16 protein-coding genes and 1 riboswitch are annotated in these 23,355 nt (G+C 36.5%); of the genes, 6 read left to right on the forward strand and 10 right to left on the reverse strand.

What is annotated here, in order from left to right:
- Positions 1-170: 170 nt before the first annotated feature.
- The 3 genes from PT287_RS01025 to rbsK are packed head-to-tail and all read right to left on the reverse strand — an operon-like array spanning position 171 to position 2,409.
- Positions 171-1,058, reverse strand: a complete 888-nt coding sequence (locus PT287_RS01025) for a GRP family sugar transporter (RefSeq protein WP_277131911.1) — start codon at positions 1,056-1,058, stop codon at positions 171-173.
- 15 nt (positions 1,059-1,073) lie between these two features.
- A complete protein-coding gene (gene rbsD / locus PT287_RS01030; protein ID WP_277131912.1) occupies positions 1,074-1,469 on the reverse strand; it encodes a D-ribose pyranase in 396 nt (131 codons plus the stop codon).
- A gap of 25 nt (positions 1,470-1,494) precedes the next feature.
- Positions 1,495-2,409, reverse strand: coding sequence for a ribokinase (gene rbsK, locus PT287_RS01035; protein ID WP_277131914.1), 915 nt, complete (start codon positions 2,407-2,409; stop codon positions 1,495-1,497).
- A gap of 191 nt (positions 2,410-2,600) precedes the next feature.
- Here rbsK and PT287_RS01040 point away from each other — a divergent pair, with 191 nt between their 5' ends.
- Positions 2,601-3,905, forward strand: a complete 1,305-nt coding sequence (locus tag PT287_RS01040) for an amino acid permease (protein ID WP_277131916.1) — start codon at positions 2,601-2,603, stop codon at positions 3,903-3,905.
- A 40-nt stretch (positions 3,906-3,945) separates the two neighbouring features.
- On the opposite strand, the gene PT287_RS01045 is transcribed toward PT287_RS01040, so the two are convergent.
- From PT287_RS01045 to guaA, 4 genes are all read right to left on the reverse strand, one after another.
- Entirely contained in the window at positions 3,946-4,980 is a 1,035-nt protein-coding gene (locus PT287_RS01045; protein ID WP_277131918.1) for a DUF4097 family beta strand repeat-containing protein, read from the reverse strand.
- On the reverse strand, positions 4,980-5,633 hold the full coding sequence (locus PT287_RS01050; protein ID WP_277131920.1) for a DUF1700 domain-containing protein: 654 nt from the start codon (positions 5,631-5,633) through the stop codon (positions 4,980-4,982). Before PT287_RS01050 ends, PT287_RS01045 begins: the two co-directional genes overlap by 1 nt.
- On the reverse strand, positions 5,617-5,940 hold the full coding sequence (locus PT287_RS01055; protein WP_277131922.1) for a PadR family transcriptional regulator: 324 nt from the start codon (positions 5,938-5,940) through the stop codon (positions 5,617-5,619). The genes PT287_RS01050 and PT287_RS01055 overlap by 17 nt, the downstream gene beginning before the upstream one ends.
- Positions 5,941-6,102: 162 nt before the next feature.
- On the reverse strand, positions 6,103-7,659 hold the full coding sequence (guaA, locus tag PT287_RS01060) for a glutamine-hydrolyzing GMP synthase (protein ID WP_277131923.1): 1,557 nt from the start codon (positions 7,657-7,659) through the stop codon (positions 6,103-6,105).
- A gap of 185 nt (positions 7,660-7,844) precedes the next feature.
- A riboswitch (purine riboswitch) is annotated at positions 7,845-7,941 on the forward strand.
- An 84-nt stretch (positions 7,942-8,025) separates the two neighbouring features.
- On the opposite strand from guaA, the gene PT287_RS01065 reads away from it, so the two are divergent.
- The 5 genes from PT287_RS01065 (at position 8,026) to PT287_RS01090 (ending at position 13,633) form a co-directional block, all read left to right on the forward strand.
- A complete protein-coding gene (locus tag PT287_RS01065) occupies positions 8,026-8,604 on the forward strand; it encodes a xanthine phosphoribosyltransferase (protein WP_277131925.1) in 579 nt (192 codons plus the stop codon).
- Positions 8,604-9,890 (forward strand): nucleobase:cation symporter-2 family protein, encoded by a 1,287-nt coding sequence (locus PT287_RS01070; protein WP_277131927.1) that lies wholly within the window; start codon positions 8,604-8,606, stop codon positions 9,888-9,890. Before PT287_RS01065 ends, PT287_RS01070 begins: the two co-directional genes overlap by 1 nt.
- A gap of 585 nt (positions 9,891-10,475) precedes the next feature.
- Positions 10,476-11,324 carry a hypothetical protein gene (locus tag PT287_RS01075; protein WP_277131929.1) on the forward strand — a complete coding sequence of 283 codons (849 nt, stop codon included), beginning with the start codon at positions 10,476-10,478 and terminating at the stop codon, positions 11,322-11,324.
- 221 nt (positions 11,325-11,545) lie between these two features.
- Complete coding sequence (locus PT287_RS01080; protein WP_277131930.1) at positions 11,546-11,650, forward strand: putative holin-like toxin; 105 nt, start codon at positions 11,546-11,548, stop codon at positions 11,648-11,650.
- A gap of 570 nt (positions 11,651-12,220) precedes the next feature.
- A complete protein-coding gene (locus PT287_RS01090) occupies positions 12,221-13,633 on the forward strand; it encodes a C69 family dipeptidase (protein WP_277131932.1) in 1,413 nt (470 codons plus the stop codon).
- A gap of 650 nt (positions 13,634-14,283) precedes the next feature.
- Here the strand turns inward: PT287_RS01090 and PT287_RS01095 are convergent.
- The 3 genes from PT287_RS01095 to PT287_RS01105 all read right to left on the reverse strand — a co-directional run bounded on the left by PT287_RS01095 (position 14,284) and on the right by PT287_RS01105 (position 23,323).
- A complete protein-coding gene (locus PT287_RS01095; RefSeq protein WP_277131934.1) occupies positions 14,284-17,214 on the reverse strand; it encodes a pectate lyase-like adhesive domain-containing protein in 2,931 nt (976 codons plus the stop codon).
- A gap of 32 nt (positions 17,215-17,246) precedes the next feature.
- The gene (locus PT287_RS10080; protein ID WP_277131936.1) at positions 17,247-21,539 is read right to left on the reverse strand and encodes an SLAP domain-containing protein; all 4,293 of its coding nucleotides are present in this window, start codon (positions 21,537-21,539) and stop codon (positions 17,247-17,249) included.
- A 509-nt stretch (positions 21,540-22,048) separates the two neighbouring features.
- Positions 22,049-23,323, reverse strand: a complete 1,275-nt coding sequence (locus tag PT287_RS01105; protein ID WP_277131938.1) for a UDP-N-acetylglucosamine 1-carboxyvinyltransferase — start codon at positions 23,321-23,323, stop codon at positions 22,049-22,051.
- Between the last annotated feature and the right edge of the window lie 32 nt (positions 23,324-23,355).

Here is a 23,355-nt window from a genome sequence, read left to right on the forward strand (position 1 = left end):
TTCTTACTTATTATCTGTAAGTATCTTATATGCTAACCTTGTACTTACTTTTTGTCAATTATTTAGTCTTGCCCAAACGCACGTGTTTGCGTTAGGACACAAAAAAACACAACTCTCTAGGAATTGTGATTTTCATTTTATTAAATATGAATTTATTCTGGTTTATTTAATTAGATAAATTCCGTTACGGCAGCAGCAACCAAAATAATGATTAACCCAGCAATCGTCACGGCCATCTCTTTTTTGGTCTTTTTCTGACCTAAGAACCAGATACCAGTTAGAGTTGCTAAAATAACCGAAGTCTGTGACAAGACAAAGCCTGTTGCTAGACCATTCATATTTGGCTGCGCTGAAATCAAGTAGGTTAAAGCAGCAAAGGCAAAGAAGAAGCCAGCAAAAATCTGCTTGTAGGAAACAACCTCTGTGAATGGATTCCCCTCTTTGTGTTTGACGGCAACATAGATGCCATACACAATCCCCGTCAGCAGCATCCCGATTGCTTGCGGCAAAAAGGCGTGTTGACCATCAATATGAGCAGCTTGTGGTGCTGCCGAGTAGGCCCAATACCCAATCTCGCCAAACAATAGCCAAATAGTAGCCTTTTTAAGCAAGCTGGCTTTCTGCGCGGTTTTCTTTTCTGACCAAACTGTCATGTAGGCACCAAGAATAATCGCTGCTAGAGCAATTGTTCCAACTATCTTGGCAAGGATGCCCGGCCAATTACCCAAAGCAATCACGCCCCATAACGACGTACCTAATAATTGGAAAGCCGTTGTAATTGGCATTGCCCGCGATGAGCCAACCAAGCCAAAAGACATAAAGGTAACAATCTGCGCACTTGCCCAACCAATTCCAGAAATAATTGACAATAACAGTGCAGTCCCAGTAGGCAAAGCATAACTTCCCACAAAGGCATAAACCAGGCCGAAAATGAAGGTCCCTAATGTAGTACCTAAAATTTGGTTGGCAGGTTTACCACCAATTTTGGACGCGATTGTCGGGAACAAACCCCAGCCCAAGAGTGGACCAAGACCAACTAATAATGCGGTTGTATTCACTTTTTTCTCCTAGCTTTAAAAAACAACGTTACTTTCGAGTAAAATATTCGCAAATGGCGTCATTTCACCAGTTCTAACAAAAGCCTTACAATCATTTAAGCTTTCTTTTAATTCCTCATGCGTAATAAATTCAATTGGCGTATCTGGCAGGCGTTTCTTAATTTGTGCTAGCATTTCTGGATTTTCCGTTTTAATTTCACTAGCTAAAAAAATCCGTTGAATGCCCAATTCTTCAAGAACATTGTTGAGCACATCCATAAAGCTAGGGATGCCGTTAGTCACGGCCAAGTCAATCTTTTCTGTGCCCTTAGGAACAGGCGTGCCAGCATCACCAATTGCCAGCTTGTCAAAATGTCCCATCGTTGCAATTACTCGCGATAAATCTGAATTAATTACTTTTGTCTTTTTCATCTTAAACTACTTTCTACTATTAAAATTACTTAACTTGGTCGATTTCCTTCTTGTACGGAATTGATGGCTGGGCACCATAACGCTGAACCGTTAATGATGAAGCCTTGTTAGCGAAGATAATCGCCTCACGCAAGTTAGAAAAGTCCGGTTTTAATAAGCTGGACATGGCACCGATAAAGGTATCGCCGGCAGCGGTTGTATCGACAGCCTTAACTTTAAAGGCTGGAACCAACTCGCTCTGGCCGTTAAAGTCATAAAAGGCACCTTTAGAACCAATCGTAATAATTACCGCTTCTACACCAAGATCATGTAATTTGCCAGCAGCTTGCCGAGCGCTAGCCTCATCAACAACTTGAACGCCAGTAATCGTTGCCGCTTCAGTTTCATTTGGCGCAATCATATCAGTCAATTGCAGTAACTCCACTGGAATCTTAGCCATTGCTGGTGCTGGATTTAAAATCGTTTTAACACCGTGAGCACGAGCGATTTCAAAGCCCTTAATTGTTGCCCCAATCGGCGTTTCAAACTGGGCAATGACAAAATCACTATCCGTAATCAGCGCGCTCTTTTGCGCAATTGCATCAGCGTTAAACGCGTAATTGGCACCGGCATAAATCGTAATCGAGTTCTGCCCCTCATCATCAACTGAAATAAAGGCTTGGCCCGTTGACTCATCCTTAATTGTTGCAATTCCAGAAACATCAATCCCCTCTTGCTTGAGCAAGTCTAACATTTCAGTTCCTGGCGCATCATCACCAACAGCCCCAATAAAGCTAGTCGTACAGCCAGACCGTGCTGCTGCAACTGCCTGATTAGCACCCTTGCCACCAGCTGCTGAATAGTGTTCCTTAGCATGGATTGTTTCCCCCGGCTTAACCATCCGCTCAACACGCAGGTTGGTATCAAGGTTAATACTGCCGATAACAGTAACTTTATTCATTTTGTTCTCCTTTTAACAAACTGCCAAAGCATTTTAACTAATTTGCTTCTATCAAAATAATATCATACTTGTAATTGCTTTCAAATGTGCTAAAGAAAATTATTACAAACGTTCACGAACCGCAATCTTAGTTTTTTAACGCTGTTTACCATATAATGTTGAAGTTACTTTAAATTAGTAAGGACGTAATTATGAAAAGACAACTCACATTATCCGCCGCACTGGCAACCGTCATGGGCACCATGATTGGTGGCGGCGTCTTTTTCAAAATCGCCAGCGTTTCGGCATTAACTCATAACGCTTGGTTAAGTATCCTTGTTTGGCCCCTAGCCGGATTCATTACCCTAATGGCTGGACTCAGCGTGGCCGAACTTGCCGCGATTTTTCCAGAAGACGGCGGCCCAGTTAAATATTTACAAGAAATTTATGGCCCTAAAATTGCCTTTCTCTTTGGCTGGTCGCTGATCATCGTTTATTATCCGGCCAATATTGCTGCCCTTTCAATTGTGTTTGCGACGCAGTTAAAACAAATCCCGAATTTTAGTAATTTTTCTACTACTGGCGTGGCTATGATCGTCATGCTAGTTATCCTGCTAGTCAATTGGCTGGGTTCCAAATTAAGTAGCGAAGTCCAGAAACTGGCGCTAATAATCAAGCTATTACCAATTGCCGCAATCATCATCTTTGCGATCTTTAGCAGTAGCACCAATCAATTAGCTGGCGCACCATTGCCGCACTTGAACTCTGCTAATGGTGCTGCCTTTGGTCAAGCTCTGCTGGCCGTGCTTTTTGCTTATGACGGTTGGTTAAGCATCGGCAATCTAGCAGGTGAAATTAAAAATCCGGCCAAAACCCTGTCCCGTGCTATTACTTGGGGCGTGTTTGGAGTGACTATTGTTTATACCCTACTCAATTGGAGCTATGTTCGCATCGTGCCGTGGGCAAAAATCACTGGTAACCAGGCAGCCGCGCTACTGACAGCACAACATCTTTTTGGTAACTTGGGCGGTTTAATTATCAGCATTGGCATTCTGGTATCAGTCTTTGGTGCCATTAACGGTCACCTCATGGTCGGTTCCAGAATGCCGTACACTTTAGGACGGCAAGAGAAGTTGCCAGCAGCCCAATTTTTTGGCAAATTAAATCGTAGGACAGTTGTGCCCACCAACAGTATGCTCTTTGAATGCGCAATTGCTGCCGTCATGATCTTTTCGGGAACTTTTGACAGCTTAACCGACATGCTAGTTTATGTTTCGTGGATTTTTTCAATTCTGTTATTTATTGGCGTTTTTATTCTACGCCAACGCCAACCGGAATTAATACGACCATACAAAATTCCCCTCTTTCCGTGGCCACCAATTCTCGCTATTATCGGTGCCTTGTTCATTGTAATTAACACAACATTAACTCAACCGCTGTTAGCACTGATAGGTATTTTACTGACGCTAACTGGTTGTCCAGTGTATCTTTGGGTAGAAAAGAGCAATTTAAAATAAATAAAAAAGGCTAAAAACGTGAAGTTTTTAGCTTTTTTTGCTATTTAATTACAATATCATCACCACTAGCTTCAGCTTTAATAGTTCCAACTGGGTTAGCCACTTTCTTATTAAATTTAGTATAGTTAGCCGAGTTGCGATGAACCTTCTTGCCACGGAATTTAATTCGTCCTTCACCGGTTGTCAATAAATCATAGTTAATATTTGCCGGATTATGTTTCATTATTAATGAGCTCTGCTTGAGACCAAAAGTATTTTTACCAGTAAATTTATTGCGTGACATCTTTAGGTCTACCTGATCCAAAGAAAATTTCATTGTGTCAACAATACTCTTGTTTATTGTAACAGGACCTTCCTTAGCATAAATTTTGCTATGGTGAAATTCTGATGAGTAAGCTTCAAAGCCACCAAGTGCATGAACTATTATTTGCTTTTTTACAACTAACTTATTTAATTCTAAATTGCAGGCATCTGTATTAATATTGCTCTTAATAAAAGTACAGTTATCAACATCAATATCGGCCATATCGTCACTAATTCGTACTTGTTTTACCTGTAAATTATGCAGTTGCAAATCATCTTGACCATTGTAATCTGCCTCTCCAACAATTAAGTTTTGCAAATTCAAGCCATCAATTTTTAAACTACTATAACTTGTATTATCTTCAATTTTAGTCAATGCTGACTTAGTTGGTACTGTAATCTCAACTTTAGGATGTTGCTCACTAAATTTCCAATCAAGATTGATTAAATAATTCTGATTATTTTCCACAAAAATCAGTTTTCCCTTTTGCTTTTTAACTACTACTTGTTTTTTCTGATTATCTGTAATTTTGACCTGATACTTATTGCCGCGATGGATCCGATAATCGACTTCGTCAGTATTTAGTTCAACCTGACTAAATTTCTTATAGGATAAAGTCCGTTCATGTGAAAAGGTCTTGGCATCAAGCACTTGAAAGTTGGTTAAATCTGTCCCAACAACTGGCTGCATCCCATCATTAACATAACCCACAATTATTAAAATCAAGCCAATTATTAAAGTTGCAGCTCCTATTTTATAAAATCGTTTCATCATTTGGCCTCCTTATCCGTCTTAGTCTGGTAATAGCGTTTTTTAAAGATTTTTCTACCTAAAAAGCGTGCAAATTGTGCACATTTAGCAGCTAAAAAGCGCAAAGTTTGGATAATTGCTGGAACAATAAACAGACAAATGCTGAGAACAATCAAGCCTGCTCCTAAATAAAAGAAACCTGGAGCCCAAGAACTCGCAACCAGCAAATTCAAGCCAATAACAATTCCTACCACACCACCAACTAGCAGACCTAGAGCTAAACCGATAAAGCCAACCAAAATTCCAAGAAATGCACAGAACAATCCAAGAAAAATTGCGGTTAAAGTAATGCCGATGATTATTCCCGTTGGAATGGCACAAATACCAACAAAAATGCGCCAAATTGTGTGCAGGCTTTGTGAAGAAGATGCAGTATCTTCTGCTCTATCAGTTGCCTCAGTTTCAGGCTGATCGTTGATGACGTAATCAGCCACAATCTTGCGTGCCAACTGTTGCGGAGTACCTAATTCTTTTTCAATTGCAGCACGATTGTGAAAATCACCATCTAGCAAGAACTCACGGTAAAATTCCAACACATCATTGCGATCTCCAAGAGGCAAGGATGACAAATTTTCTTCTACTTCCAAAATGTAGTCATTAATTATTTGTTCCATTTTTCTCTCCCAATATTTGATTAACCTTTGTGCTAAAGTTTAGCCATTCTTTTTGCACAGCTGCTAATAAGGTCAAACCAGTTTCCGTCAATTGATAATAGCGCCGATTACGGCCCTGATATGGCTGATCATAAGTTGTCAGATAGCCGTTTTTCTTCAATCGTCTTAAGACAGGATAGATTGTTGATTCAGAAATATCGAATGTTCCTTGAACCTTCTGTGTCAATGCGTATCCATATAAATCTTCATCTTTTAAAAAAGAAAGAACAGCACCATCAAGTAATCGTGTTGGTATTTGAATTGCCATATTGTTTCTCCTCTCTATATTATATTTCATATAATATTATTGCAAACTAAAAAAGTCAACAAATATTTAAATAAGTTGACTTTCCCTAATAAAATTATTCAGATTCCAAGAAAAGAACCACTATTAAACTTAGGTTAAATAGTGGGTTCTAGCTATTAAATATTATTCCCATTCAATTGTTGAAGGTGGCTTACTCGTGACATCATAGACGACGCGATTAATGTTCGGCACCTCATCGACAATGCGCGTGGAAATTTTTTGCAAAACATCCCACGGCAAACGGGCAAAATCTGCGGTCATGCCATCAATCGAGGTTACGGCACGAATGCCAATCGTGTAGTCATAAGTGCGACCATCACCCATCACGCCAACTGACTTGATGCCGGGCAAAACAGTAAAGTACTGCCAAACCTTTTCTTGCAAACCAGCCTTTTTGATTTCGTCTCGTAAAATGGCATCACTCTCACGTACCAAGGCCAACTTATCCTCGGTTACTTCACCTAAAACGCGAATCCCAAGTCCTGGACCTGGGAACGGTTGCCGCCAAACCAAATCATGCGGGATTCCCAACTTTTCACCTAGTTCACGCACTTCATCCTTAAACAATTTGCGCAAAGGCTCAATCAGCTTAAAGTGCATATTTTTCGGCAAGCCACCAACATTATGGTGTGACTTTATAGTTTGTGCAGTGTTAGTGCCACTCTCAATCACATCAGTATAGAGTGTTCCTTGAGCTAAAAAGTCAGCATCAGGGATTTTTTGAGCTTCTTCATTGAAAACCTCGATGAACTCCTTGCCGATGATTTTACGCTTTTGTTCTGGGTCAGTAACACCCCGCAATTTATTCAAAAAGCGATCTTTGGCATTAACGCGAACAATGTTCACACCTAAGTCACGGCTAAGAGCTGCCATAACTTCATCGCCCTCGTTCTTCCGGAGCATGCCATGATCAACAAAAATTGCTGTCATTTGGTCGCCGATTGCCTTGTGCAATAAGGTTGCCGTCACGCTGGAGTCAACACCACCAGACAAACCCAAAATCACCTTTTTATCGCCAACCTCTGCACGAATATCAGCAATCTTCATTTCGATAAAGTCAGTCATTGACCAATCAGACTTGGCCTTGCAAACCTTGAAGGCAAAATTTTTTAAAATATCCAAGCCATACTGGGTGTTGCGCACCTCAGCGTGAAATTGGATACCGTAGAATTTAGCCGAATTGTTCGCAATTGCAGAAATCGGGCAATTTTTACTAGAAGCAACTGTCGTAAAGCCATCAGGTTCCTTAGTTACCAAGTCGCCATGACTCATCCAAACATATTCATCCTTTGGCAGACCACTAAACAAGACAGAATCAGGAGCTTCAACCTTAATATCGGCACGCCCATATTCCGAATTATCGGCCGGCTCTACCTTGCCGCCCAAGTAATATGACATCAGTTGCATCCCGTAGCAAATGCCCAAAATAGGAATCCCTAATTTAAAAATCTCGGGGTCAACTTTCAGCGCCTCTTCGGCATAAATGCTATTCGGCCCACCAGAAAAGATTATGCCCTTAGGAGCAATTTTTTTGATTTCTGCCATACTAATATCGTGTGGCAATAATTCCGAATAAATACCAAAATCACGCAATCGCCGCGTAATTAATTGATTATATTGACTACCAAAATCTAAAACAATAATTTCATCAAAATCACTGATATTTTTGTTCACGGCCATCCCCAAATCCTTTGTAAAACTATACTTTAAATTTAGTTAAACCATACTAGGAATTATGATTGCGGTCAACCATTTTCTTCCCAAAATATTTTTAAAAGCGAATTATATCCTATATATGCCAATAATAATTCGCTTTTTAAATAAAATTTATTCTTGCATGCACTGCTCATCTCTGTTAGAATTCATTCAACACATAAATATTAATCTGTATATTGTCGTAATCAGGTCGACAGTTTCTACTCAGAACCGAAATTCTGAACTATGGATTGAGCAGCATCTTTTAGTGGTCGCACTGACTACTTTTTAAGGGCTTCTTTTACCATAGTTTTGGTAGAAGAGGCCCTTATTTTTTTCAAGGAGGAAAACGTGAAGTTACTAGAAGACCGCATTAGACGTGATGGTAAAGTTTTGCCCGGAAATGTCCTGAAAATCAACTCGTTTTTGAATCATCAAGTTGATCCTGAATTGATGATTGCCTGCGGGCAAGAATTTGCCCGACGCTTTCAAGATAATGGCATTACCAAAGTCTTGACTTGTGAGGCTTCCGGTATTGCCCCGGGGATTATGGCTGCTTTTGAATTGCGCGTACCGATGGTATTTGCCCGCAAGAAGAAGCCGTCGACACTTAATGATGCGGTTTACTGGGCCGACGTCTTTTCTTACACCAAAAAGATCACTAACAAGATCTGTGTCGAGCAAAAATTCCTGAGTGAAAACGACACACTGCTAATTATCGACGACTTTTTAGCTCATGGTGAGGCTGTTAAGGGCATGATTAATATTGCCGAGCAAGCTCATGCAAAGATTGCCGGCGTTGGTGTGGTCGTTGCCAAAACCTTTCAGGGTGGTAGCGATTGGATTCAAGATCACAATTATCGCTTAGAAGCTTTAGCCAATATTACGAGCTTAAAAGACGAAAAAGTACATTTTGCGGGTGAAGAATAATGGTGCAAAAAGAAGTCAGCCAACAAAAAGCTGCTATCTTAGGCTTACAACACTTACTTGCGATGTATTCCGGCGCTGTCGCCGTGCCGTTATTAATCGGTAGTGCATTAAAGTTCTCTGCTAGCCAAATGACTTATCTAGTTTCAATTGATATTTTCATGTGCGGCTTGGCCACCTTGCTTCAATTATTGCGTAACAAGTACTTTGGCATCGGCTTTCCCGTCATTTTGGGTTGCGCCATTCAAGCCGTAGCTCCTTTGCAGATGATTGGACAGAAGTTTTCGATTAATGACATGTACGGTGCCATCATTGTGGCTGGTATTTTCGTAATTTTGATTTCTAGTATTTTCGCTAAAATCAAGAAGTTCTTCCCCCCAGTTGTCACCGGTACGTTAATCACGACAATCGGCTTAACCTTAATTCCAGTTGCTGTGCAAAACATGGGCGGCGGCAATAGTAGTTCAAAAAACTTCGGCAATTGGCAAAACTTGCTGCTAGGCTTTGGCACCATGTTCATTATCTTAGCGTTTGAAATCTGGGCCAAGGGCTTCTTGCATTCGATTTCTGTCCTGATTGGACTAATTATCGGTACGATTATTGCCGCTTTCATGGGCCTTGTATCTTTTGCGCCAGTTTTGCAGGCTTCATGGTTCCATTTACCACAATTATTTTACTTCGGCGTGCCTCACTTTGAGTGGTCTTCCAGCATGACGATGATTATCATCGCACTAGTTTCAATGGTTGAATCCACAGGCGTGTTCTTTGCGACTGGCGACCTGATTCACCACAACGTTACTGAGGACGACTTGAAAAAGGGCTACCGTGCAGAAGGCTTAGCACAAATTTGTGGGGGACTGTTCAATGCATTTCCTTATACGACTTTCTCGCAAAACGTCGGCTTACTGCAATTATCTGGGATTAAAACCAAACGCCCAATCTATTGGGCAGCAGGACTCTTAATGGCAATGGGTTTGCTACCAAAAATCGGCGCGTTAGTAACCATTATCCCTACCCCCGTTTTAGGCGGAGCCATGCTTGTCATGTTTACCATGATTGCTGTACAAGGAATTAAAACCCTAATCAAAGTCGACCTCAGCGACAACAATAATGTTTTAATTATTGCAATTTCAATTGGCTTAGGTCTTGGTGTCACAATCTATCCACAGATTTTTCAAAATTTACCCCAAACAATTCAACTCTTTCTTTCAAATGGGATTGTGATTACCAGCTTATCGGCAACTATTCTAAACCTATTACTTAAAGGAGGCGGTGCCAGTAAACAATAATCTTTGATAATGTAGGTAAGTTTTCTTGCCCTTGGAAATACTTACTTGCGCCTAAAAAGGAGCTACTTCGAATTGAAGTAGCTCCTTTTATTATATTATTCAAAATTGGTTGGTCTTTTGAGCAAGTATCGAATGTAATATTACAATAGTGACAAAAATTCCGCACCTTGTGGAGTAGCTAAAAATATAGCAAACAATATAAATATAATGCCACAAACTAATAATAAGCATTCAGTCTTTTTCGACAACTTCTTTGATAAACTCAAAATAATAAAAATTAAACCTATCAAACAAGAAATTATCATTATCCAAAAACCCATAAATATTTTCTCCTAATCGATTTCTCTTATATATTCCTTTAACAAGCATTAATATTTGATCGTGCTGCATAGCAATTTCTTTATCATGCGTGACTGTTAAAATAGTTTTTTCATTCTTTAATTTTGTTATAACAAATCTTTTTCAATTATTGTTCAATGGTTCATATTTTCACATTCAAACATAAAATTTTTATTTTTCAAAAAACGATTAATAGTTTAAAATTTATTTATAAATCGCTTACATAAAACTAGAAAGAGGCTAGCAATGGAAATCTATGAACTACTAAAAAAGTATCGCCTTATTCAACATAAGTCCCAACAGAGTTGGGTTGGTAATATCGTCAGCCGCTCGTTTTATACCAAAGTAGAACAAGGAAAAAGTCACCTATCAGCAAATGATCTACTTGACCTACTTCACTACAATCACATCCCAACCGTTGATTTTTTTACCAAACTAAATGAAGTTGATCGCTCCCAGTATCATCAAGAAACTCAACTAAAAACTTTGATTACTAATGCTTTTTATCAAAATTCAAAGTCTAAATTAAAACAAATCGCAGATAAAATAATTAGTAGTAATTATCCTAATCAAGAAGAACAAATAGCCTTGATTAATGCCTATATTGCGTTAGTAAATAACGATTTTGATAGCTTAGATGAAAAAAGTCGTAGCTATCTGAAAGAAAAGTTTTTAAACACAAAATTTCTGAGTAAGGACTACTTAACTATTTATCGCAATCTAATCCCACTATTTGAACTCGATCAAAATATTGCTATCGTCAAAAAAATTCTTAACAAGTTTTTGAATATTAATGAAATTGATATTCAAGCTTCATTAATAGTAATTTTAGCTAATATTACCTTTCTATGTGTCGAAAGCCAAAATTATCAAGATGCTGCCTATTTCATCTCGTGTGCTGATAAAATTAATACTAGGCCCGATAACTGCTTCTACAAAATAGGAATTTTGCTGTCTAAAAACATCCTTGCATATCATAAAAAACCAGAAGAATCTTATCTAGAAAACTGTCAAGAAATTATCAAAATAACCAAGTTAAATGGCATGGACGCATACAGCCATGAACTTGAGGTTTACTTGCAAAACAATATTTAGTACATAAAAAGAGAGAACTATTTAGATTGTTAAATAGTTCTCTCTTTTATAGTAATAGAAATTAATGCCAAAATGTTACCAGCTATTAAAATCTATGCTTGCTTTTGTTATAATATTATTACAGAAAAGCTAAGGCGGTAGCTATTTTCTTTCAAAGGAAGTGGTGCTTATGGTGATTAAACACCTGCACTTCAAAATTCTGATGAAAGGAGGTAGCTCCAGTGTCTACTGCAGACGCTATTCAATTAATGCTTTCTTTTGGCACTTTTATTGTTGCCTTGATTACATTAATTGTTGAACTGATTAAAAATCAGTCAAAAAAATAAATCGCCTTGGCTCTAGTGAAGCTAGCGATTTATAATCTTTATAATTAAACTAACAAGCTACCGCCTGATGCGGTTTCTGTAAGGAGTTCTATTACTGGTAGAACTCCTTTTCTTTTTTATTATAACACATTAATTGTATTTAATTGTCTTCCAACTACACTAATTTATATTGGCAAATAGCACTTTCATTGTCGCCTTGATTGCATTAATTGTTGAACTGATTAAAAATCAGTCAAAAAAATAAATCGCCTTAGCTCTAGCCAGCTAGCGATTTACTCGTAAATCTATAAGTTTGCTACCGTCTTACGCGGTTTCTGTAAGGAGTTCTATTACCAGTAGAACTCCTTTTCTTTTTCATTATAGCACATTAATTGTCGCTGCCAACCCTCCTGTTTCACCAGTCAGTGACAACTTTTGTAAATAATAAATTTTTATCCTTTACTATAATTAATTTAGAACAAAAAGCATCGCAAACTAGACAATTATCATGAAATTATTATCTTTTTAGATTGCCAGACCCAGCCTTCTTTTAATACAATAGTAGTTAAAGCAAACAGAAAGGACTTATTTATGAAACAAACAGAATGTACCACAATTTTAGTTGGTAAAGATGCTTCACTCGATGGTTCAACCATGATCGCGCGTAGCGAAGATGGCGGTAGAACCATTATTCCTGAAGGATTTGAAGTTATTACACCAGACAAGCAACCTAAGCACTACGAGAGTGTCATCAGTCACCAAAAGATTGACGATGACGACTTGCCAACTAACCCATTACGCTACACTAGCGCTCCTGACGTGTCAGGCGAAAGCGGCATTTGGGCAGCTGCCGGAATTAATTCAGACAACGTTGCCATGACGGCTACTGAAACCATCACCACTAATTCCCGGATTCAAGGGATTGACCCATTAACTGCAGAAGGTGGCCTTGGCGAAGAAGACTTTGTCACTTTGACATTGCCATACCTTCATTCAGCTCTTGATGGTGTTAAGCGTGTCAGTTATTTATTGGAAAAATATGGCACTTACGAAATGAACGGCATGGCTTTTGCCGACAAAGATGAAATTTGGTACTTAGAAACTATCGGCGGTCACCACTGGATTGCACGTCGTATTCCTGACGATGCTTACGTGATTGCTCCTAACCGGTTAAACATTGACGAATTTCACTTTGATCAAGATGGCTTCATGGCTTCTTCTGACTTGAAAGACTTAATCGCTGAATACCACTTAAATCCTGATCGTGAAGGCTACAACATGCGTCACATCTTTGGTAGTTCAACTATCAAGGACGCACATTACAACAATCCACGTGCATGGTTTGTTCACAACTACTTTGATCCAGAGTTTGGCGGTCAACCAAGCGATCAAGACCAACCATTCATCTGCCATGCTAACCGCAAGATTAGTATTGAAGACATTGAATGGGTTGAGAGTTCTCACTACCAAGACACGCCATACGATCCTTATGGTACTGGTACTGATACCGAAAAGAAATCTTTCCGGTCAATCGCACTTAACCGTAACTTTGAAACTCATATTTTGCAAGTTAGAAATGACGTTCCTGCCGAATTTGCCGGTGTTCAATGGCTTGCCTTTGGACCAAACAGCTTCAACTGCATGGTGCCATTCTACACCAATGTTTCAACCACTCCTGCTAGCTACCAAACTGGTGCTAAGTTTGACTTGAACAAGATTTTCTGGTTGAACAAGTTGACAGCTCAACTCGGCGACACCAACTTTAAGGTTTATGGCGAGTTAGAAGCTGACTTTGAACAAAAGTCACAGTCAGAATGTCACTTTATCCAACACCAAACTGACAAAAAGGCTAAAGACTTATCTGGTCAAGAGTTAGAGGACTTGCTCGTAGAAGCTAACCAAAAGATGGCTGACCAAGTTTACAACAATACAATTGAACTCCTTGGCAACATGGTTGATGAAGGTCACGGTTTGATGACCTTGAAGTATGATTTGTTAGATTAATAAATTATTCAGTAGCAAAAAATATAAAAATTTTTTGCTACTTTTTCTTTACATTTAATTATTAATTCAACTAGTACTAATATATCAAATTTTCACCTGTTTAAAATTATCACAAAGTTGAACATTTAAGTTCATTAAAAATTAAAAAACCATTGGACTTCCTTGTTAAAATGTAATTACTATAAAAATTATAGAAAGAAATTACCAATAAACCCTTTACATTCTGCCATATCTCGTCATCTGAAAAGCAAACATCTCTCTTTTGAAAGTCATGTTACCTTCAAGCTTTACGCAGCAAAAGAAGTTAATTGTTCCCTACTACGATTATGACTTGTAAACGCAATTGGCAGGCTATTCTTAATGCAACTACGTCTAAATATTCCAATTACTAAGTAAGAAAAACTAATTGCAGAATTAAACAGATCCAACTAACAGCCTATGTTATTACAACTTTGCTAATATAGTTACTAGAATTAACTTAGAAGATAAAAATGTCGTATTAAAAGAAAACACTTTAAGCATAATTGCTTAAAGTGCATTATAAAGGGAAAATGATATTATTTTTTATCTTCAAAAAGAGAGAATTATTATATAGTTTTTATTTTTTAAAAGTTGTATATAGTATATTTAGTCAGAAAAAAGAGTAATTACTAATTAGATATTGGTACTAATGCTAATATTGAATTAATTCCAACATTAAGCGCCATTTTATACGCCCTAGCTTTACTTGGATCTGTACTAATAGCATTCTGCGTATATTGTTGTAGTTTAGTAATTTGCTGAACTACAGCTTTTATAATTGAAATATAACTTTCTGCACTATTAACAGATTTTTGAATATTATCTTGTCCTTCAGCCTCCTCTACATCATTCTTATATGAAACAAACTGTGCAACTATCTTACTTAAACTTGCTGTTTGTGTAGTATTTAAATCTGAAATAGCCTCTGCGGAAGCCTTTACTGGTGAATAATCAGCCAAAATTTTATCCAATTGCTTGTTTTTATAATCAATCATCACTTGATTTAAGGCATTCATACCATTAGTTTCAGCAATCGTAATTTGTTGTTTATTTGCTGCATTATCAATATTTTTTTCACCTGAAGAAAGCGCAACATCAAAATCTGGCTTTAAAGATGGATCATAATAATCCTTAATATCTTGATCATGTTCAGCTTGCAAACGTTGCTTTGCCTTTCGTTTTTCAACCTCAAGACTAGCAGTTGGATCGTTATCAATAATGGTATTAATCCGATTTTGATCTGTCACATCAGCATAGATATTATCAATTGCTTTATCACGCGCAGCAGTAATACTTACTGTATCACTTGCAATATCAATAGTGCCCTTACCACTGGCAACTGCTGCATCAGCATCTGCTTTAACTTGATTCTTAATTGCCTGTTTTTCGGCATCCGAAAGTAATACATTATCAGCATCATGTAAATTGTCAATCTTAGGCGTAACAGTATCGACGGCACTACGAACAGCACCCTTACCAATAATCTTTTCTCCTAAAATTTCAGAATTTTGAATATCTTCAACTGTTTTTCCACTTAATTGTCCTAAAGCGGTAGTCAAAGAATTATCAACAGCTTGAGTATTAGCACCATTTGCCAATTTTTTAACTGCTGTATCATGTGCACGTTGTAGAGCTGCCTTAGCATCATCTAAAGCTTGTTGAAGATTATTGTTAATTACGTCATCAGTTGACACAAAGTCAAGATAATTATGCTCATTAGCATAAACTTCACTTTTAGGATTATTATATTGATACAACCATAGATCCCATGCCTGCGTATCTTCAGGAGTATCACCAGTAATATATGAATCCTCACTAAAATTACCACTACTATTTGATAAAATTAACGCATCTTTAAATGATTGTGCAGAACCATCTGTCGGATGAACTTGAGTTGCGTTAGTAATAGTCATCTTATTAATACCGATTAAATTAGTCTGGTCATTCTTATTAGCACGTGCATCTAACAAAACTTCTTTTGGATTTTGAACCTCAAAAGAAGTAAGCGGAGCATTAACTAATGTAATCGCACCAGTACCAGCAGAAGTAGAATCATGAGCCAACTTTACAATAAATGTACCATTGTCTATTTTGGCATTATTAAAAATACCTACTAAAGTACCTGAATAAATACCCATATTATTGCCCGTTACTGTAAATGAGCCATTAGAAGCAACACTAAAATTACCGCGATCATAAACCAAAGTATCTCTTAATCCAGTAGCCCAGTTATCACCCCAACTTGAGTTACTAATGTCACCATTGGTAGTAATATTCACATTACCGCCTTCACCAACTACAAAGTTTGAATCCATATGTTCAATCTCAATAGCAGCTGCTTGAAATTGATCCGGCGTTCCTAAAAATCCATTTTGACCAATGATAATATTCAAATTACCTAGAACTGTCAAGTTGCCCTGATTACCCATTTCAATTGCATTTTTACGATAATCTACATTTAAATTTTGATTACCTACATCTCTTATACCAACCGGAATAAGATTAGCAGTTGCACCAGAATTAACAGTTATATTATTGTTCCCGCCATCTAGTGAAATAACATCACCATTATAGCTAGTACCAGTAAAAGTACCAGAATTAAAAATTACAGAAGAATTAGAACCTACTAAAGCAATTAATGGGTTAACAAGGTCAGCCCCATTAGAATTAATTGTCTTACCAGTTAGCGGACTAATATAACCATTATTAATTCCTCGAGCAGTATTAATACCTTCAAATATAACATTAATATTGCCATATCCACTAACCATTCTGGTACCAACAAAATCAACATCTTTAAAAGTAATAGTATCCGCACCAGATTTAGTTAAATCTAGTAATCCATCACGAGCAGAAGTATATATCTTTAAATTCTGAAAAGTTAAATTAAAAGAAGTACTTTGATTTTGTGGAACAAAATTTTTACTTTGCAAATCAAGTACATGTTCTACCCTACCCACAGATCTAATCACTAAGTTTCGTGGATTAAACTTAAAATCATTATTTTCAGCAACAATGTCATGAGCCAAATCAATTTCTGAGACAGTATTATCCTGCATTGCTCCAGAAAATTCACTCCAATTATTAACCGTTGCAATATGAGTGTCTGTTGGCAAATCTTGATCAGCTACTTTATTAGTAGTTATTGGAGCGACATCTTGCTTTTGTTCAGTTTTATCTTTTTGTATTGTTCCATCAATTACTGACGTTGAACTAACTTTAGGTTTATTATTTGAGATTAAATCATCAGCCGATGGAGTTGAATTATTATCAGTAATTGCAGATTGTACACTCGATTTGTCCGATTCTGATCTATTATTAGTAGCTTCAGAATTATTAGTATTCGACTTAAAAAATTTATTTAAATCATTATAATTTGATAAATTCGATTGCTTATTGTTATTTGTGGTAATTTGAGAACTATTCACTGTGTCAGCTTTAGCATTTTGCCCGCTACAACTTAAAAAAGCTATCCCTAATAAAACTGATGTAACACCAATAGATAATTTACGAATTGAAAAGCGTTGATGCTCAATTTCATTTCTAATTTTTTTATTCATTATTTAGCGCTTTCTTAACTTTTTATCTAAAACTAACGAACTGTTGAAACCTTGATAAATCTATTTTTACCAATGGTGTAATACGAATGTCCATTAATCGAGACAGGAACACCATAAATTATAATAGTTTTACCTTTCTTAACAACTTTCGTTTTCTTGCCATATTTATTATAAACACGCGCTTTTTTAATAGTTTTTGTTTGAACACCATCAATATTATCAGCAGCAACATAATTATTATCATCAAGTGCATAATATTTTACACCATTAATATCTTTAGAATTTGTAGTATCAATGACTGAACCTGCTGCTAGTTCAACAGAACTCAATTTATTTGTACTTGTATTAAATATATAAGTATTATGCATTAATTTTTTTCCAGTTGTTGCATTAGAGTAATGCAACGTCCCGTTAGGATTAGAAATTACCTTTTTAAAGTTACCAGCCTTAACATAGCCATTATCAGTAATAAAATATTTATGACCTTTAATAGTTACTGCATCACCATAAATATTTACATTACTACCGGTTTTAAGAACTTGATTATTAACTCGCTTGCCATTTTCATCAAAGATATAAGCATTATGCTTTAACGCAACCTGTCTAGCCACAAAATTGCTTGCAACAATATAGTAAGTATTACTGTTAACTTTTAAAACATAACAGTCTACACCACCTATTTTTCTAATTCCTGACGTATGAATAATTGATCCTTTATTGAAAACTAATCCACCAACACGATCTCCATTTTTATCATATAAGTAGGCATTATGCATCAATGTACTCGTACGCTCTTTATTATCTTCTGGCAAACCATCATGAACTACTTCAACATCATGTTGAACAACAACACTTGGATGACCATGATTTGTTAAAATATTATTGATATTATCAATGGCATTTTGGATAGCATGATTAATGTCATCTGTTGATGTCCCATCAATAATACCATTAATTGCATTTTGCTCAGCTTGATGAATTTCAGCTGCATTTTCGGGATCTTTTCCTGCAGCTGTATCAGCAAACTGATGAACTTCAGTTATCGCTTTAATCTTTGACAAAATTAAACCAACAATTCTATCTGCATCAGCTTTATCCTTAGTTACATCTGTTTCAGTAGCATCAGTTAAAATCTTTTCGCCATCTTTAGAAGCAACTGACAGCTGATCTTTTAACTTAGACTTTTGAGTATTGTTTAAAAAGTCCATACTATCAATTTTATCATTTGCAGCTTTAACTTCTTGATCCACAACGTCTTTAATACTTTGTTTATAATCTGTTGCAACTTGATCAATTTCTTTTATTCCACTAGGTAAATAATCACTAATTGTCTTAACAGCTGTTTCAATTTCATCAAACAAGGCATTTATATCTGTAATATTATCAAGATTTGAACCAATATCAGCATCAACTTCATTTATCTTTTTTTCATAAGATGCTAAAACGTCATTAATTTTTTGAGCTGAACTGGGAAAATTCGTTCCCATTTTCTTTGCCTCAGCTTCTAGCTTACTTTCAATATCTTTTTTTGTATTCGTGAATACATCAAATCTGTGATTTAATTCAGCAATTCCATCTACTCCAGCATTACCAGCATTATTAATACCATTTATAATATCATTACTACTTGCTTTTGTAGAAATATTAAGAGACTGAACTTGCGAAGATAAAATTTCAATCAAATTATTAATATAAACTGTTTCAGCCATTTTATATCCACGACTATGATCTTTATCACCTTTAATAGATTGTTGAGTAGCGTCATCAATTCGTTCAATTTGAGAAATTAGTGAATCTAAAATCTTAGTATCAAAGTTGCCAATATTTTGGATATAGGCAATATCTTGATCACTATTTGCTTTTTCTATATCAGCTAAAGCAGAATTAAGATTATCAAAGAAACCAATTATCTTAGTCTTTTGACTACTAGTTAACATATCTAACGCATTAATCTTAGCAGTATAAGACGTTACTATTGCATTTAAATCATGTTTTACTTGTGCTTTATAATCAACAACAACTTGATCAATATCATGCAATCCCTTACTTTTAGCTGCTTCAATATCTGTCGAATTTTGTGCAGCAGCAACATTTTGTTTAGCAGCAGTTAACGCCGCTTCTAACTTGTTCAGTTGACTTGGAAACTCTGCTTCTAGTTTCTTTGCTTCATTATCTAAATCATTATCAGCAGCAGTAATTGCGGTATGCAATTGATCATGATTATTTACAATATTAGAAATAGCACTTTCGCCTTCATGTTCAGCATTATCTATTCCAGAAGTATCTGAACTATTAATAATATTATCAATAGTATTATGCTCTGTATCATTGATTGTACTGGCATCATCCGGATCTTTACTAATTGCTACTGTAGAAGCATCATGAAGTTTGTTAATAGCATCAATTTTTTTATTAATTAAATCAATTATAGCCTGTGCTTTAGCTTTATCATTGTTAACAGCAATTTCATTGGCATCATTATCAATATTGTTAACAACGTCCTTAGCCTGTTGCAATTCATCCTTCAATTCACTCTTTTGTGAAGTTGTTGCAGCAACTAATTGATCAATTGATGTCTTTGTTTGATTAACTAAAGAATTTAATTCTTGCTTAATACCATTTTTATAATCTACAGCAACCTGATCAATTAAATTTAAACCACTTTTACGCGCAGTATCAACATCAGTTAAACTTTTGGCATCACTAACTGCTTGCTTAGCCGCACTTAAAGCAATCATAATCTTACTGTCTTGACTCGGAAAGCAGCTTCCCTGTTTAGTCGCTTCTTCTTCTAATGCAGCATAAGCAGCTACTTTACTATCATTTAGCTTCTTATGATTTGCAATAATTAAATTAATTGAAGTTTCAGCAGATGCTTCAGCAGTATTAACATCACTAACTACAGAACTATTAACAATCGCATCAAGACCTGCAGATTCAGCCTGCAAAATACTATCCTTATCGTCTTGATCAGATTGGATAGCAGCGTTTGCAAAAGAGGATAATTTACTTCCAGCAGTTAATTGTGCGTTAACCATGGTTAAACCATCATTAACTTTATTTGTTGCTGCATCAATATCTGCATCACCATTAGCTTGATCAATTCCTTCAATAATAGATTGTAATTTATCCAATTGTGAATTAAGCTTACTTTTTTGTGCTTCACTTAAATATGAGGCATCAGTAACTTTTTGCTTTGCATTAATGATGCTTCCGTTTAAACTAGCTTTAGTATCTTGCTTATATTTCGCAATTAAAGCTTGTAATTCTGCTACGCCATCTGTTCCAAACTCCTTAGCTTGATTTACCTCATTACCTGTAGGCTTTTCTACATTACTTTGATCATCAGCAAATTTATTAATTGCATTATTATATTTGGTTACAATATTATTAATTTGTGCTGAAAGACTTGGATACTTCTTTCTTTGACTATCTGCCTCGGTATTAATTGCAGCTTGAGAATCTTGGATAGTTTGATCAAGTAAAAGATAATACTGTGTTAATTTATTTAAATCAACTAATGAAGCATTACCTGCACTAGTAATTGCATTAATAATTGCATTAGCCTCAGTATCTGTATAATGATGATCTGAAGGATTAGCGGATGTACCATTTGTACTACCATTATCAGTAGTTGAACTCGATGTATTACCACTATTGCCAGTTGTACTACCATTATCAGTAGTTGAACTCGATGCATTACCACTATTTCCATTTGTACTACCATTATCAGTAGTTGAACCTGATGCATTACCACTACTGCCAGCTGTACTACCATTATCAGTAGTTGAACCTGACGCATTACCACTACTGCCAGCTGTACTACCATTATCGGTAGTTGAACCTGATGCATTACCACTATTGCCAGTTGCACTACCATTATCAGTAGTTGAACTCGATGTATTACCACTATTGCCAGTTGTACTACCATTATCAGTAGTTGAACCCGATGTATTAGAACCAGCTTCATTAGAACTTGTACTATTACTATCAGTTGTATTATTAACTGGACTACCATCTAAATGATGTCCTGTGTTACCAGCAAGAGCATTATCAATACCACTAACACCTGCATCACCAGCATTATTAATTGCATTAATAATATCATCTAACTTATCACGTTTAGTAATGTCATCTGTTTTTTCTACATCCTGTTGATTATTAACAGTATCAGCTTTTACTTCATTACCACTCATACTAAAGAAAGTAAAACCTAATAAGACAGAAGAAACACCAATAGTTAATTTCCTAATAGAAAAACGATCTTGCCTTGCAGCTGACTCAATTTTTCTGATACGTTCTTTAAAATTGTTTTTACTTAACACTATATTATTCCTTTCCTTGTGTTCTATTAATACAAATTATTTTGTACAACTTTATATATTAATACTTTTTTTTAAAAAAATAAATACTATTTTAGTATAGGAATAATAATATATAGCTTATGTTCTTTTATTCCTAATTACTGTATAACTTCTTTACTAATCATATTATTTTATTTTTAATATTGGTTATGCAATTACAGTATTCAATTAAGCAAATGTAATCACATATCTATTTAAAATGATTTTCAAGGTAATAGATAAAGCCTGTTATTTTATTTAATAATTAATATATGTTTTTTTTTTTTTTGTTATTTTAAGAAAAGTTATATTAAATAATTTCTATAACTTGAATACCATCTAGTAAAAATATACAAATAAAGTAATGAATAGTTTATATACTTATTGCTAAAAATCATATTATCAATACAACAAATATATTTATAGATCAAACAGAGTTCAAATACGCAAAAAAGCTTGAAGCATCTCTGCTTCAAGCTCTTTTGATTAACTTATTTTTCTGGTACATCTTGAATGGTAACATCAGCACCAAGCAAGCGAAGTTTCTCTTGGACACGGTCATACCCACGCAAGATATTGCCCGCATTATTAATCACCGTTGTTCCGTCTGCCATCAAGCCAGCAATCATCAGGCAAGCACCAGCACGGATTTCTCCGGCTGCCACCGTTGCGCCGTGCAAGTGCTCAGTTGGATGAACTAAAATTATATCATCTTCAGCCTTAATATCAGCACCCATCTTGCGCAACTGCTCAATGTGGCCAATGCGTTTAGGATAAATACGGTCAATAATGACGCCCTCACCAGTTTTTGCCGTTAACAAAAGCGGCGTCACTGGCTGCTGCAAGTCTGTCGCAAATCCAGGATAAGCTCCCGTCTTAATTTGCGTCATCTTAAGTTCACCAGCTGGATAGACAAACAACGAATCTTCATCGGCATCAATCACTACACCCATTTCCTCAACCTTAGCAAGGTATGAATCGAGGTGTTCCTCAATGATGTTATGGATTCGAATACCATTACCAACACAGCCAGCTAGCGAAATATACGTACCAGCTTCAATTCGGTCAGGGATAATTGTATGCGGCGTCTGCGCACGCAGCTGCTCTACTCCTTCAATCCGAATCGTGTCAGTCCCAGCACCACGAATAACAGCACCCATATTATTGAGAAAAGTTGCTAAATCAATAATTTCAGGTTCTTTGGCAGCATTGTCAATTACCGTTTGACCATGCGCGGTTACGCTGGCCATAATAATATTCATTGTTGCCCCAACTGATGGCATCTTCAGGTGAATTGTTGCACCATGAAGTCCACTTGCGGGAGACTTAATTGTTATTTGATCATTTTCATTTTTTACACATGCGCCTAAGGCTTCAAAGCCCTTAATATGCTGGTCGATGGGACGCGGCCCAATATCATCCCCACCGGGGAAGCCCACAACAGCCTTACCAAAGCGGCCGAGTAGTGCGCCCATAAAATAATAGGAAGCACGCAAACTCTTAATCTTACCGCTTGGCAATGGGCTCATCTTAATGTTTACTGGGTCAATATACAATGTCGTTTCGTGAAAGTCACTTACAACATCCATCTCACTCAATAAATCCATTAAGTTGTCGACGTCAGCAATTCTTGGAACACCTTCCAAGGTTACTGGTGTACGCGACAAAATCGATGCTGGAATCAGTGCCACCGTTGAGTTCTTAGCGCCACCGATCCAGACATCACCCTGCAGGGGCTTTCCACCATGAATTATCATTTGCTTCATTGGCGAAAAAATCCTTTTCTATTTTCGATTAA

This window comes from Lactobacillus sp. ESL0679 (assembly GCF_029433515.1).
GTDB lineage: Bacteria > Bacillota > Bacilli > Lactobacillales > Lactobacillaceae > Lactobacillus.